The sequence below is a fragment of the Jeotgalibaca arthritidis genome, assembly GCF_011100465.1.
In the GTDB taxonomy this organism is placed as follows: Bacteria; Bacillota; Bacilli; order Lactobacillales; family Aerococcaceae; genus Jeotgalibaca; species Jeotgalibaca arthritidis.
Genome location: NZ_CP049740.1, coordinates 750,092 through 763,558 on the forward strand (window position 1 = coordinate 750,092; position 13,467 = coordinate 763,558).

The 13,467-nt window shown below is 39.6% G+C and carries 14 protein-coding genes, 2 pseudogenes and 1 other annotated feature; of the genes and pseudogenes, 4 read left to right on the top strand and 12 right to left on the bottom strand.

The genetic code is table 11. From position 1 onward, the window contains the following. Positions 1-20: 20 nt before the first annotated feature. Positions 21-281, top strand: a complete 261-nt coding sequence (locus G7057_RS12000; RefSeq protein WP_166161463.1) for a cytidine/deoxycytidylate deaminase family protein — start codon at positions 21-23, stop codon at positions 279-281. A 103-nt stretch (positions 282-384) separates the two neighbouring features. On the opposite strand, the gene G7057_RS03780 is transcribed toward G7057_RS12000, so the two are convergent. From G7057_RS03780 to G7057_RS03800, 5 genes and pseudogenes are all read right to left on the bottom strand, one after another. Beyond that, positions 385-873, bottom strand: a complete 489-nt coding sequence (locus G7057_RS03780; protein ID WP_227004646.1) for an NUDIX domain-containing protein — start codon at positions 871-873, stop codon at positions 385-387. A gap of 44 nt (positions 874-917) precedes the next feature. Continuing rightward, positions 918-1,094, bottom strand: a complete 177-nt coding sequence (locus tag G7057_RS03785; protein WP_166161465.1) for a DUF3592 domain-containing protein — start codon at positions 1,092-1,094, stop codon at positions 918-920. 19 nt (positions 1,095-1,113) lie between these two features. Next, positions 1,114-1,251: pseudogene (locus G7057_RS03790) on the bottom strand (SAM-dependent chlorinase/fluorinase); the annotation flags it as partial. Between the two features lie 58 nt (positions 1,252-1,309). Beyond that, positions 1,310-1,560 (bottom strand) — a binding site (T-box leader). A 90-nt stretch (positions 1,561-1,650) separates the two neighbouring features. Further along, positions 1,651-2,697: a 3-isopropylmalate dehydrogenase gene (leuB, locus tag G7057_RS03795; RefSeq protein ID WP_166161469.1), complete on the bottom strand. Its 1,047-nt coding sequence runs from the start codon at positions 2,695-2,697 to the stop codon at positions 1,651-1,653. Position 2,698: 1 nt separating this feature from the next. Continuing rightward, positions 2,699-4,219, bottom strand: coding sequence for a 2-isopropylmalate synthase (locus G7057_RS03800; RefSeq protein ID WP_166161471.1), 1,521 nt, complete (start codon positions 4,217-4,219; stop codon positions 2,699-2,701). Positions 4,220-4,572: 353 nt separating this feature from the next. On the opposite strand from G7057_RS03800, the gene G7057_RS03805 reads away from it, so the two are divergent. After that, positions 4,573-5,406: a Cof-type HAD-IIB family hydrolase gene (locus G7057_RS03805; protein WP_166161473.1), complete on the top strand. Its 834-nt coding sequence runs from the start codon at positions 4,573-4,575 to the stop codon at positions 5,404-5,406. A gap of 95 nt (positions 5,407-5,501) precedes the next feature. Here G7057_RS03805 and G7057_RS03810 read toward each other — a convergent pair whose 3' ends face one another. Next, the gene (locus tag G7057_RS03810; RefSeq protein WP_166161475.1) at positions 5,502-6,524 is read right to left on the bottom strand and encodes an ROK family protein; all 1,023 of its coding nucleotides are present in this window, start codon (positions 6,522-6,524) and stop codon (positions 5,502-5,504) included. Positions 6,525-6,628: 104 nt separating this feature from the next. On the opposite strand from G7057_RS03810, the pseudogene G7057_RS03815 reads away from it, so the two are divergent. Together G7057_RS03815 and G7057_RS03820 are read left to right on the top strand one after the other, a co-directional pair. Further along, positions 6,629-7,195, top strand: a pseudogene (locus G7057_RS03815) (sugar O-acetyltransferase); the annotation flags it as partial. Between the two features lie 150 nt (positions 7,196-7,345). Further along, positions 7,346-8,335 carry an ROK family protein gene (locus G7057_RS03820; RefSeq protein ID WP_166161479.1) on the top strand — a complete coding sequence of 330 codons (990 nt, stop codon included), beginning with the start codon at positions 7,346-7,348 and terminating at the stop codon, positions 8,333-8,335. Between the two features lie 83 nt (positions 8,336-8,418). On the opposite strand, the gene G7057_RS03825 is transcribed toward G7057_RS03820, so the two are convergent. The 6 genes from G7057_RS03825 to G7057_RS03850 form a co-directional block, all read right to left on the bottom strand. Next, positions 8,419-8,865: a GntR family transcriptional regulator gene (locus tag G7057_RS03825; protein WP_166161481.1), complete on the bottom strand. Its 447-nt coding sequence runs from the start codon at positions 8,863-8,865 to the stop codon at positions 8,419-8,421. A 31-nt stretch (positions 8,866-8,896) separates the two neighbouring features. Continuing rightward, positions 8,897-10,258, bottom strand: a complete 1,362-nt coding sequence (gene fumC / locus G7057_RS03830; RefSeq protein ID WP_166161483.1) for a class II fumarate hydratase — start codon at positions 10,256-10,258, stop codon at positions 8,897-8,899. Next, on the bottom strand, positions 10,258-11,445 hold the full coding sequence (locus tag G7057_RS03835; RefSeq protein ID WP_166161485.1) for an NAD(P)-dependent malic enzyme: 1,188 nt from the start codon (positions 11,443-11,445) through the stop codon (positions 10,258-10,260). Before G7057_RS03835 ends, fumC begins: the two co-directional genes overlap by 1 nt. 90 nt (positions 11,446-11,535) lie before the next feature. Then, complete coding sequence (locus tag G7057_RS03840; RefSeq protein ID WP_193566098.1) at positions 11,536-11,949, bottom strand: lyase family protein; 414 nt, start codon at positions 11,947-11,949, stop codon at positions 11,536-11,538. Positions 11,950-11,977: 28 nt separating this feature from the next. Then, entirely contained in the window at positions 11,978-12,490 is a 513-nt protein-coding gene (locus tag G7057_RS03845) for a PTS transporter subunit EIIC (protein WP_193566099.1), read from the bottom strand. A gap of 168 nt (positions 12,491-12,658) precedes the next feature. After that, positions 12,659-13,345 (bottom strand): RluA family pseudouridine synthase, encoded by a 687-nt coding sequence (locus G7057_RS03850; protein ID WP_166161487.1) that lies wholly within the window; start codon positions 13,343-13,345, stop codon positions 12,659-12,661. Positions 13,346-13,467: the final 122 nt, after the last annotated feature.

Genomic DNA, 13,467 nt, shown 5'->3' on the forward strand with positions numbered 1-13,467 from the left:
ATAGTCTGTCTTTATTGTGTATGGAAACTGGCGCTATTCTCGAAGCACATAAATATCATTTGAAAGTGACACACACGATTTGGGTTGTGAGGGATGACGATGACGCATCTTATAGAGTTTTAACGCCCTGTGGTGTCTGTCAGGAACGTTTGTTTTACTGGGGAGAAGATGTAAAGGCAGCTATAACGACTACTGACGATGAACTCGTCTATAAAACATTAAAAGAAATACAGCCCTATCACTGGTATAAATCTTATGAAAATAGTTCTGATTCTCATTAAGTAAGAAATGATAAGGCTATGCTTGTAACTCTAAATAAAATAACGACTATCAAAAGCCCCTACATTAACACCTTTCTTGATGTTAATGTAGGGGCTTTATGATTTAGTATTGAGCTACTGCAAGAACTTCCCATTCCTCAAAATTTTGGCTTTCTGTAGAGAATGAATGAGATTCTAAATATTGCTTTGCAGACATCACTAATGGTGATGAATTGGAACTCGTTAATTTGTCTATGGGTACAAATGCGCATCCTACAGAATCTTGTCCATCAAACTCCGAAATCTTTCCTAACACACTTAAGTCTGAGGCAGTCATTTCATAAAAGATAGCGATATGTACATTGTCAGTATAGTGCTCATATTTCCACGGGTATCGGTAAGAGACTGACCCTAGCTGTCGTTTGATAGTAGCGTCTAATCCTGTTTCTTCCTTGACTTCACGTATGACGGCTTCCTCTAATAGTTCACCTTCTTCTAAACTACCTCCGCACAAATCATAGCGATTCGTATAAGGGCCACCATTTTTATTAATCACTAATAATTCTTTTTGGTTATGAATAACACCATAGACACCCATTGCTCGATGATACAATCTATCAGCTCCTAAGAAAATATAAATTTTATTCCACTTTACTTTTAAATCACCACATACAAACCAACACTAACAATTACTAGAATCATACCCGCTAATAAAAACAGCGGTGGCATTAAACTGCCTGCGTGACGTTCGACATAGTTTTGTTGGGGGTTATTTGGATTGTAATAAACGGTCAGTCTTGAGCCAATGTGGAAATGACTTTCTAAGGGATTCATAGAGACGTATCTATTTCGTTATATTATATTGGGGAATTTCATGGGTTAAATTATAAATATTGAGTTGCGGATTCACGCTGAGAGCTACCCCATACATGGCACTAACAGAGCCATCTGCCAAACCAAAATCCGTCTGTAAAACCAATTGTTTATTCACTTGTTTAATTCCTCCTTTATTTTTTCTCGACAAAAAAACCACGTCATACCGAATAAACGGTAAGGACGTGGTTAGCTAACGTGGTACCACCTTACTTTTCAAGTTGCTCACACAAACTTGACTCAGTAAGTCATCATCGAACATGACTTTAGCAGGTTAACGACTGCCATTTCGTTACTAGCTTGTTTATCGCACCACTCACTAGTAAAACTCTGAGACCATGGTTCAATAGCTCATTTTGCTTCTTTCCACCAGCTGAAGCTCTCTCGTAAAATTGCACTATTTACTTCTTCTCTTCATCGTTTTCACATTTAATTTTAATCAATTATACTCGATGCTATTGTGGAAAGCAATATGCTTTTAGTTTTAATTCGAATAAAAAATATTTAGTTGTCTCAATTAAGCTTTCAACTGTTCAATAACCGCCTGAGTAAACTCAGTGGTCGTAGTCGTGCCGCCTAAATCTGCCGTGACCGTGCCCGCGTTCATGACAGCCTCGCAAGCTGCTTCAATCCGATCCGCAATGTCATGGAGACCGAATGACTGTCTTAACATCAATGCTGCTGATAAGATCATCGATACAGGATTGGCAATATTTTTACCAGCTATATCAGGAGCAGAGCCATGGATTGGTTCATATAAGGACACCCCAGATTCACTATGGCTAGCACTTGGTAAGACGCCCAACGTTCCCGGTAAAACAGATGCTTCATCACTTAAAATATCGCCAAATAGATTCTCTGTGACAATAACATCAAATGATGTCGGTTTTTGGACAATCAACATGGCTGCTGCATCCACATACAAATGCGATACCGTTACATCTGGGTAGTCACTAGCAATCTCGTTTACTGTTTTCCGCCACAACTTACTTGCGGCGAGAACATTGGCTTTATCAACGGATACTAATTTTTTCTGACGTGATTGCGCAATGTCAAACGCTGCTCGGACAATCCGTTCAATCTCATAACGTTGGTAACGACTCGTATCATATGCTTCTTCTGCACCCAAGTGGCGCGGTTCACCAAAATAAATCCCGCCTGTCAATTCACGAACGACCACAAAATCTGTGCCACTAACAATCTTTTCTTTCAAGGGTGAAAAAGGCAATAACGCATCAGAGACACGTATGGGGCGAATATTAGCAAATAAGTTTAAGGCTTTTCGTAACTGCAACAGGCCTTGTTCAGGGCGTTTCACTGCATCATCCCATTTCGGTCCACCAATGGCTCCTAATAGAATTGCATCTGCCTCTTGGCAGGCCACTAATGTCTCTTGTGGCAAGGGATCACCTGCTTGATCAATACCTGCTCCACCGAATGGGTAGGCAGTAAATTCGAACGTGATGTCTGTTTTCTCAACTGCTGCTTGTAAGACGGCAATGGCACTCGACATGATTTCTGGTCCAATACCGTCTCCTTCTAGAACAACGATTTTTTTAGGCATATTAGGCTCCTCGCTTTGCTTTTAAAATACCGCTCGCTTGAACATAAGCTTTTGCACAGGCTTGTAGAACGTCAAAGTCCACGCCAATACCATTGACCTGTTCCTTAGTCGCTTCGTCTTCAATTGTGACACGTACTTCTGCCTGCGCATCTTCACCACTAGTTAATGCTACAATCTTGAAGTGTGTTAAGGTTGGATGCTGATCGAAAACATGGTCAATTGAATTGTAAATGGCTTGAATACTTCCTGATCCAACGGCAGAAGCCACTTTTTCTTGGCCTTCTGTATCTTTAATAGAAACAATTGCACCTTGATGGCCATTTGAAACATACTGCAATTGCACAGCTTCCAAGTGGTAGGCTTCATCGCCTGAACGAACTTGGTCAGCAACCAGTGCCAACAAGTCTTCGTCAGTCACTTGTTTCTTCTTATCAGCCAAATCCTTGAAGCGCTTGAAGAGTGCATTTGTTTCTTCTTCGGTTACAGTATAACCGAGTTCTGCCAGTTTCGTTGTAAAGGCATGACGTCCCGATAGTTTACCCAGCGGCAAAGCATTGTTATGCACACCAACCAATTGTGGGGTAATAATTTCATAGGTTTCTGGATTTTTCAGAACACCATCTTGATGAATACCTGATTCATGAGCGTAGGCATTGCCGCCAATAACTGCTTTGTTACGTGGAACAGCCATACCAGACAAACGTGAAACCAAGTCACTAGTTCGTTTGGTTTCATTCAACACAATGGATGATTCACACTGGTAATGGTCTTTACGAATATGAAGAGCAATCGCCACTTCTTCTAGCGCTGTATTACCCGCCCGTTCGCCGATACCATTAACCGTGCCCTCGACTCGATTAGCGCCATTTTCAATTGCTGCAAGCGCATTGGCAGTCGCCATCCCCAAATCATCATGACAATGGGAAGAGAAAATAATCTCTTGATCACTCTTAATATTAGAAATAAGAAAGGCAAACAGTTCCCCATATTCCTTGGGATTAGAATAGCCGACTGTATCGGGAACATTAATAATAGTCGCACCCGCATCAATCGCCGTTTGAACAGCCTCTAGCAAAAAGTCACGGTCAGAGCGTGTCGCATCTTCTGGTGAAAACTGAACTTTTTCAAACAAACTGCGTGCATGGGAGACGTGTTCCTTAATAGAAGCGATAACCTCTTCTTTAGTCATCTTCAGTTTATCGCGCATATGGATATTACTGGTCGCTAGAAAAACATGAATTTGTGGGAATTTCGCTTCTTTCAACGCTTCATAAGCACGGTCGATGTCTTTCTTTTGACATCTAGCCAATCCCGCAACAGTCATTGTAGTTGCAGCTTTTGCGATTGCTTGAACCGCTTCAAAGTCCCCCTGAGAAGTAATTGGAAAGCCAGCTTCAATCGTATTGATTCCCCATTTTTCTAGTTGCAAGGCAATTTGAACTTTTTCCTTCGTGTTAAAGTTAACCCCTGGTGTTTGTTCGCCATCTCTTAGGCTCGTATCAAAAAATTGAATCTGTCTCATATTATTCTCTCCTCATTTTCTCATTTATTTAGAATAAAAAAATAGCACTGCGTCAAAGTGTAATTACTTTAAGCAATGCTAAGCAGACCCTTTAGTTATCCGTTTTTAACGTCTAATAAAGTGTCTGCTAGTTTAATAATAAGTTTGCAAAAGATACTGCGGTTGGTTTTATCATTAGAATCACCTAATCAAATTTTAATCGTTTTAAGCAATTTAACCTAAATGTTGCTGATTGTCAATCTTATCGGTGTTTTTTTTTGACAATAGTCCTAATAATCGTCGGAAGTTATTAATTTACTAGCAGAAAATGGTATACTTGAACAGATAAATTAAATGGCATAGGAGATTGAGCAATGGGAATTAAAGCGATTGTCCTTGATATGGACGGAACATTACTAACATCTGAAAAGAAAATTTCACCAAAAACAAAAGAGGCATTGTTAGATGCGCAAAAAAATGGCCTGAAAGTAATTCTAGCATCCGGTCGTCCTACTTTAGGAATGCGGGAAGCAGCTCGTGAACTAGAACTAGCAGAAAATAATGGCTTTATTTTGTCATATAACGGATCAATGGTAACTGATTGTACAACAAACGAGGTTTTGTTTAACCAACCAATGTCGATTGAAACAGGTCAAGCGATGCTAAATCACTTGAAGCAGTTTGATGTTATTCCAATGATCGTGAAGGATACACATTTATTTGTAAATGATGTTTACAACTTTATCGAAGGAATGCTAGATGAGCCTTTCAATGTTATTAAATACGAAGCAGAAATTGGAACGTTTAAGTTGTGTGAGATGGACGATTTAGCAGCCTTTGCTGATTTCCCACTGAATAAGATTTTAGTGGCTGGTCATCCAGACTATTTAGAAGCGGTACATAAAGATATCCATACACCATTTGCTGACACAGCAACAGGCGTATTCTCTGCACCTTTCTATTTTGAGTTAACAGCCAAAGACATTAGTAAAGCGCATGCTCTACATACGGTTTTAGCTGACAGTGGGATTACAGCTGACGAGGTCATTTCCTTTGGAGACAGCCAAAACGACCGCTCTATTATTGATTACGCTGGTATCGGCGTTGCTATGGGGAACGCCACTGATGAAATTAAAGGCGCAGCTGACCACATTACGCTATCCAATGACGAAGACGGTATTGCTGTCGCACTTGAAAAATTCTTATAGGATATTAAAAAAGCCATCCAAAAATTGGATGGCTTTTTCTGTTTGATTAATTTCAGAGAATTTTTTTCTTAAACGTTACAAATCCGCCTTACTTTCTACTTATTTTTGAAGGTATAATCTTGCATCTCTAATTCTTTAATCCCTAATAATACTAATCCTTGGTAATAATCATCTTGAAAATCTTCTGAATTGGTTATCACTACTTCTTTTCCATAAGAAAAGACCAGCAGCAGATTTTCTTTAATCGTTTCTAACTCAATTCTTCTCATTACACTAGCCTTCGTATATAGAATTAGTTCATTCGGGTCATACATTGTTATAATTGTTTGAATAATTTGTTCACAAATGTACATTATGTTCGATTTCTCAGACAAAGGAAAGGTGAAATCATTAAAAACAGGTAGATGTTGAGTTTCACCACTCAGTCCAGTACTCCCATGATATATATAATCATCAAAAACTAAGGCTGTTCTGGGAGGATAGTGTTCTGGAAAGTATAAGCCAGAAACGATGATCGAATCTGGCTTAGCTTTAGTATGCTTATAACCAAAGACGGCAGCATTAATGTCGTTTTCGATGATTACAGGAAGTGCAAATCGCTCTTCAATTTTTTTATGTAAGATTATCCCCTTCATTGTTTCCGCATCAACTACTGTTAAGATACTAGACATATCCATTCCAGGTAACCCAATAGAAATCATTTTTATATTAGGGAACTTACGACAGTACGACTGAATACAACTTTCAATTGAATCCCAGTCTGTCATCTGCAAAATATCCTCTTCGCAAGCCAATCGATCGCCATACAAATTAACGACAGATACATGGGTTTTAATTTCTTTATCCTCTTCAATGTAGAGCATGACTAAACACAACTGATGATTTTGGTTAAGTTGATAAACAGCTGCTCGGCGTCCACCCGTTACAATCGGATTCGTCATCTCCAACACTTGTCCGCCTTCAACCATTTCGGGAATCAGTTTATTGATCGTTACCACACTTAACCCACTTTGCTTCGATAATTGATTTTTCGTCATTGGTTGACGCTCTTCTTTTAAAATGCGTTTTAAAAAATGAATATTATGTTGCTTAACATGTGCTGGACCGTACGAATACATAGCAAACCTCTCTTTTTCTTACATTTACATTAGAATAACAGAAATAATTTAGATAAACATCTTTATTAATAACCTTTATGATGATAGAATGACTTTATTAAACGATGGAGGATGTTATCTTGTTAAAAAGTGAAAAAGAAAAGATGATTGCTGGCGAATATTACCGACCAGCTGACCCTGAATTAGCAACAGACCGTAAACAGGCACGAGCAAACATGAAAGCGATTAATCATTGCGACGATACTGATCAACGTACAGCATTGATTAAAAATAGTTTTGGAAGTAGCGGTGAAGATGTGTATATCGAGCCAACGATTGCTTTTGACTATGGTTATAACATCCATGTCGGTGAGCACTTTTATGCAAACTTTAATGCCACACTACTAGATGTTTGTCCCATTCACTTTGGCAATAATTGTATGCTAGCTCCAAATGTTCAATTATATACAGCAACCCATCCTCTCGACCCTCTTGAACGAAACAGTGGTGTGGAATTTGGTAAGCCAATTACAATTGGAAATAATGTGTGGATTGGCGGTGGTGCGATTATTTTACCAGGTGTGACCCTGGGGGATAATGTCGTTGTTGGAGCCGGCTCAGTTGTCACAAAATCATTCCCAAATAATGTCGCTATTGCAGGAAATCCTGCGCGAATTATAAAAGAAATCGAGGTATAAGAAATGAAAATTGAGCATATTGGGTTATGGGTGAAGGGTTTAGAAAAAATGAGAGAGTTTTATAACCGCTATTTCGATTCAGTAAGCAATGAAATCTGATTGAACTAATGGCGGACTATGAATAGACTAAGGAGCGATACTCTCATGGGTAAAAATAGTATTAGAGAAAAAAACAGAACTCTTATCCAGCGAACGTTGTTCCAGCACAAGCGTATGTTCGCTTCAGATTTAGTTAAGGAAACAGGGATTAGTATGGTAACCATTAACTCTCTTTTAAAAGAATTAATGGAGTCTGGTAGCATTTATGAAGGTGAATTAGTCCAACGTGATATTGGTCGTCCTGCGATTGAATACCACTTTAACGATAACTATTCTCACGCCCTTCTTTTGGCGATATTGGAAAAAAATGGTCAATTGATATTAAAAGCCGAGTGTGTGGATTTAGATGGTACTGTTTTAGCTAAAGATGAATTTGGTTTTAACCATAAATCTTTAAATGATTTTTTAGATCTGTTGAGTGCCTTGTTGAACAATCATCCAAATGTTGAACGAATTGGTCTCTTATTTCCAGGGAAAGTTCACGATGGTATCATCCAATCTGGTTACGGCGTCGTCTTTGATGGCTGGCCAATCGTTGAAGCAGTCAAGATAGTGACCGATTTGCCTTTCTATGTCCAAAATGATGCTCATCTCGTTACCATTGGCCATTGTATACAGAATATGATTCCCTTTGATGAAACGATTGTCGGCATTTATTACCCAAATACAAGTATGCCAGGCGTGACTATCTTCACCAATGGTCAACTTTTAGAAGGCCATCTATCGCTAGCTGGTGAAGCAAAGTACCTACCCTTTCTCATCGATGCCAAACCGCCGCAATCGAACGAGGAGCATATTGAGCGCTTGACTCAATTAATCGGCATTTATAATGTAACGATTGCACCTCATCGCTTTGTTTTATCTTCCAATTATTGGGAGATTGGAAAAGTAGTCGATCAATTAAACAACCACCCCGATATTTCTAGACAGCCTAATCGAACTGACTTTGAATTTGTTACAGATTATGAAGCTGCCATGTCTTTAGGCTTACGCTGGCTCATTTATCAAGATACTCCTTTTCATTTATCCGTTTAAAAAAAGGAATGCAGAACGCTTTCGAAGCGCTCTGCATTTCTTTTTAGATTAGGTGTACGATACAGCAGATTTTCATCTCTTTTTTAGCCAATAATCGCATCTCGTGTGACATTAACGAAAGACACTTCTACCATGTCATAACGGTGATGAACGACTGAATACTCAACTGGCGTGCCTTTTTCTAAAAACATTACTTTTACGACCTCTAAGACTGGATCATCTGCTCGACAATCGAGATGAGTTTGGTCTTCTTGATTAGGTTTGACAGCCCGAACAGTTTGACGGTTATCACCAAAAATAATGCCCAGTTCATGCTGCATATAATCATACAAAGATTGGCTGAGAACTTCGGTTGTAATGTTTGGTACCAGCTTTATGGGGATAATCGTATGTTCCAAAGAATAAGGCTTATCATCGAGAATACGCAGTCTTGCAATTGCGTAAACTGGTTCTTCTTGAGAGATGCTTAATTGCACTGCCTCTTCTTCATCTGGAAAACGAACATTGAAATCTAATAAGTTAAAAAACATCCTCAATCTGTTTTGATTGAGGATGTCTCTTTTAAATCATGTTGCTAGGATCTAACCATTTTTGAAGATTTTCTTTAGTTGCATAGTTCAATGAAACTGCAGCCTCTTCTAAATTGGTTCCTTCTTCAAGAGCTTTATGAGCAATTTCAGCTGCTTTTTCGTAGCCAATATGAGGCGTCAGTGCTGTCACTAACATGAGCGATGACGAAACCAAGTCTGCCATACGATTTTCGTTAATGACTAAGCCTTGAAGGCATTTTTCTCTAAACGATTGCATGCTGTCTGCTAATAAGGTGACCGATTGCAGGAAGTTATGAATAATGACTGGTTTATAAACATTCAACTCAAAATTCCCTTGGCTAGCTGCCATTTGAATGGTCGTATCATTTCCCATAACTTGTGTCACAACCATAGTCAGTGCCTCTGCTTGGGTTGGATTCACCTTACCCGGCATAATAGAGCTACCCGGTTCATTACTTGGCAATGTTAATTCACCCAAACCACTACGGGGACCACTTGCTAGCCAACGAATATCATTCGCAATCTTCATCACATCACTAGCCAAGGCACGCATCGCACCGTGAACATAACTAAGTGGTTGATGGCTTGTCAGTGCAAAAAACTTATTAGCTTCACTTGTTAAAGGCAGGCCTGTTAGATTAGCCAATTCATGAGAAACGCTGTCTCCGAATTCTAACGAAGCGTTAATACCTGTTCCAACAGCTGTTCCGCCAATAGCAAGAGGGCTGATTGATGCTAAACTTGTCTGAATAGCAACCAAACTATGTTCAATCATACTCTTCCAGCCACTCACTTCCTGTCCAAAGGTTAAAGGCGTTGCATCCTGTAAGTGCGTTCGTCCAATTTTGACTGTTTTTAGATAGCGATTTTCTAAATCGCCTAGCTCGTTTATCCAAGCCGCTAATTCTGGTAATAAATCTCTTGCAACTGCTTGATAAGCCGCAATGTGCATAGCCGTTGGAAAGACATCGTTAGAACTTTGCGATAAGTTAACATGGTCATTCGGATGAATCGGCGCTTCATCGGATGAAGCTAGGTGGGCAATCACTTCATTAACGTTCATATTGGTTTGAGTACCACTACCTGTCTGCCACAAACTAAGCGGAAACTGATCCGCATAATTGGGTAAATCAGCTAATAATTGATCTGCAACATTTTGAATCGCTTGTGCCTTTTCGTTTGAAAGTTTGCCTTCTAATTCATTGACCTTTGCGCAAGCTTTTTTGATATAAATTAAAGCTTCAATCACACTTAAGGGCATTTTTTCTGATCCGATATGGAAATTTTCTAAGCTTCTTTGCGTTTGTGCTCCCCATAAAGCTACTTCTGGCACTTTAATTTCACCCATCGAATCGCGTTCTATCCGGTACATTACAGACCCTCCTTTAGTGTCGCAACATTACTTTCAATAGCGGCTTGGGCCACATAGCGAGCTACTTGTTCCGCTACTTCTTTATTTAATGCATCTGGAATCACATAGTCTTCACGCAGTTCTTCTTCTGGAATCATATCGGCAATGGCTTGAGCAGCAGCAACTTTCATCGCTTTGTTAATCGTCGTTGCGCGCACAGACAAGGCACCTTTAAAAATACCAGGGAAAGCTAGTACATTGTTAATTTGGTTTGGAAAATCTGAACGCCCTGTTCCCATGACACGAACACCAGCTTCTTTCGCTTCTTCATACATCATTTCAGGAATCGGGTTCGCCATAGCAAAAATAATGGCATCGGCATTCATTGATTGTACCATTGGTTGGCTGACGATCCCCCCAACAGATACCCCAATTAAAATGTCAGCACCCTTCATAGCATCCGCTAAATCACCAGTTATCTGTTCAGGATTAGATTTTTGAGCTAATACTTTTTTGTGATCATCCATAGGCTCTGGACGATTCTCTGCTAGGATACCATGTTCATCACAAATAATGGCCTTCCCAATCCCCATATCCATTAGCATATTAATAATGGCTGTTCCAGCAGCACCAGGACCATTCAAAACCACCGTTACATCAGCTAACTGCTTACCGACTAGTTTTAAACTATTCATAATACCAGCCGCAACGACAATCGCTGTTCCATGTTGGTCGTCATGAAAAACAGGAATCGGCAATAGCTCATCCAAACGCTTTTCAATCTCAAAGCAACGTGGTGACGAAATATCTTCTAAATTAACGCCACCAAATGTTGGGGCTAGTAATTTTACGGTTTGAACGATTTCCTCAGGATCTTTCGTATCTAAACAAATCGGAAATGCATCCACACCTGCAAATTCTTTAAATAAAATGGCCTTGCCTTCCATAACTGGCATAGCTGCCTCTGGTCCAATGTCACCTAAACCTAAAACAGCCGTCCCATCCGTTACAACAGCGACTAAATTCCCTTTAGATGTATAGGTATACGCTTGTGTCACATCCTCAGTAATTCTTTTACACGGTTCTGCGACTCCTGGTGTGTAGGCAAGAGCCAAGTCTTCTCGACTATTAATCGTTACTTTACTTTCAACGGAAATTTTCCCTCTTTTTTCTTGGTGCAACGCTAAACTCTTCTCATTTGTATTCATTGTTCCACACCTTTCTATCAATCAGATTAGAATAAAGGAAGAGACCTCTCATGTATTTTACCAGAGGTCTCCACATAAATGTATGAATGGTTAAGAGAAAGTGATTTTTATTTCTTCAACCATTTTCTTAGCTCGGTCTGCTTGCATTTGTGCTAAATAGCTAGATAAACCGACATAGTTTCGAGGATCAATCATCGCTTTTACTTCCTCAGTCGTGAATTCACTTGAAATCAACGGATTAGCTATGAGGTTTGTATAGAAATCTTCTCCCTCTGCAGCTGTTTTCATGGCGATATCATACATTAAGGAATGGGCTTTATCTTTTCCTAGCTTGCTAGCTAGCTCCATCATGACATGCTCACAATTATCTAGGCCAGCGTTACGTAGCGCATTATGTAACATCCGATCTGGGTGAGGAACCATCGTTCGCGTAAGCTCTTCTGTCCTTAAAAGAATTTCTGTCGTTAATTGCAATACTTCTTCTAAGATACTATCAAACAACATGTACGAACTCCTATCACCTTCATAAGGTCTAACTGCTGAATACATACCGACTCCAGGTAGTGAGTATAACTTCCGTTGCCCAGGCTGCTATCAAACCTGTAATAATCCCACCAGCTGTACTAATATTCATTGTTTGAATACCTAAAACATTAATTTGTCCCCTTTGAGTCATCACTTCAGGTTCAGCCATTTTCCCTGTTAGTGTCAACCAACCGTTCATCGTAATAATTAACGTCAAGTAGCCGGTAACCGATGCAAAAGCTGCTATCCCTTTGTCCTTCTTACTCATCCCATAGGCTACACCCATTGCAAAAAGAAGAGGAATATTATCAAAAACGACACTAGCAATTGTTCTTATACTCACTAAAATAGCATTAACCATTTCGTTCCCTAAGAATGCAAATCGCTCAATCATGTAAGACTGGACTAACGCCCCACTAATTCCTAAAATCATCCCTACTGGCGCAAGTACACCAATGGGTAATAATAATGTCCGTCCAAATCGTTGAATCGATTCGCTCCATTTTCCTTTTTCAGCCATTCCACTAATCTCCTTTTATTGTTTTTTTCATGGTATCATGATTATGAAACCAGTAAAAGCGCTAACAAAACAGACTTTGCGACTTAAGTCATGGAAAATGATCTAAGTCATAAAAAATACGATAGGACGTTTTTTAACGTCCTATCGTATTTGTATTGTTTCAATTACTCATTGTTGAAAATCATACTGCCACATCTGCCATGGTTTTTTTGTTGGCGGAAGTGATCGCACTTTAATGGGTTCATTTTTTACAGGGTGGTCGAGCATGAGCGTATGTGCCCACAAGGCGATTTGTTCACCGACTTTGCTCAATTTAGCGCCGTATTTTTGATCGCCAAAAATAGGATGACCTATTGCTGATAATTGAACACGAATTTGGTGAGGCCTGCCAGTTTGCAGCTGGACTGCAAGTAGGCTCATCCCGTCTTTGCTTTCTAGCCACTCATAATCTAGAATAGCTTTTTTCCCTTTCGGATGATTGGCATCAACAACAGCTACTTGGTTTCGTTTACTGTCTTTGTGTAAATAATGAATAAGCCGCCCTTTTTTATGTCGAGGCTTTCCATGCACAACGGCTAGATACTTGCGTTCAACCACCTGTCGTCGCATCATATCTGACAACCGCGATGCTGCTTTAGAGGTTTTTGCAAATACCATAGCACCGCCGACTGGACGGTCGAGACGATGAACAAGTCCCAAGTAAACATTACCTGGTTTTTGATAACGGTCCTTGATGTCTTCTTTTAAAAGTGTGAGCACGTCTTTATCGCCACTCGCATCTTCTTGAACTGGAATATTAACTGGTTTTTCTACCAATAAAAGATGATTATCTTCATATAATATTGGCACTTTCATACAATCCTTCTCCCTTAGGCATAATGTATCTATCATAACATGAATCTAGAGCTTTTCCCTGTCTCTTTCAACAATCTTGGCTAGGGCACTAAAATTAATATTAAGAAATGGCTGACGCTATT

Excerpts from the sequence above, each read along its gene's own strand:
- G7057_RS12000 (WP_166161463.1), top strand. The coding sequence starts at position 21 with ATGGAAACTGGCGCTATTCTCGAAGCACATAAATATCATTTGAAAGTG.
- G7057_RS03785 (WP_166161465.1), bottom strand. The coding sequence starts at position 1,094 with ATGAATCCCTTAGAAAGTCATTTCCACATTGGCTCAAGACTGACCGTT.
- leuB (WP_166161469.1), bottom strand. The coding sequence starts at position 2,697 with ATGCCTAAAAAAATCGTTGTTCTAGAAGGAGACGGTATTGGACCAGAA.
- G7057_RS03800 (WP_166161471.1), bottom strand. The coding sequence starts at position 4,219 with ATGAGACAGATTCAATTTTTTGATACGAGCCTAAGAGATGGCGAACAA.
- G7057_RS03805 (WP_166161473.1), top strand. The coding sequence starts at position 4,573 with ATGGGAATTAAAGCGATTGTCCTTGATATGGACGGAACATTACTAACA.
- G7057_RS03810 (WP_166161475.1), bottom strand. The coding sequence starts at position 6,524 with ATGTATTCGTACGGTCCAGCACATGTTAAGCAACATAATATTCATTTT.
- G7057_RS03820 (WP_166161479.1), top strand. The coding sequence starts at position 7,346 with ATGGGTAAAAATAGTATTAGAGAAAAAAACAGAACTCTTATCCAGCGA.
- G7057_RS03825 (WP_166161481.1), bottom strand. The coding sequence starts at position 8,865 with ATGTTTTTTAACTTATTAGATTTCAATGTTCGTTTTCCAGATGAAGAA.
- fumC (WP_166161483.1), bottom strand. The coding sequence starts at position 10,258 with ATGTACCGGATAGAACGCGATTCGATGGGTGAAATTAAAGTGCCAGAA.
- G7057_RS03835 (WP_166161485.1), bottom strand. The coding sequence starts at position 11,445 with ATGAATACAAATGAGAAGAGTTTAGCGTTGCACCAAGAAAAAAGAGGG.
- G7057_RS03840 (WP_193566098.1), bottom strand. The coding sequence starts at position 11,949 with ATGTTGTTTGATAGTATCTTAGAAGAAGTATTGCAATTAACGACAGAA.
- G7057_RS03845 (WP_193566099.1), bottom strand. The coding sequence starts at position 12,490 with ATGGCTGAAAAAGGAAAATGGAGCGAATCGATTCAACGATTTGGACGG.
- G7057_RS03850 (WP_166161487.1), bottom strand. The coding sequence starts at position 13,345 with ATGAAAGTGCCAATATTATATGAAGATAATCATCTTTTATTGGTAGAA.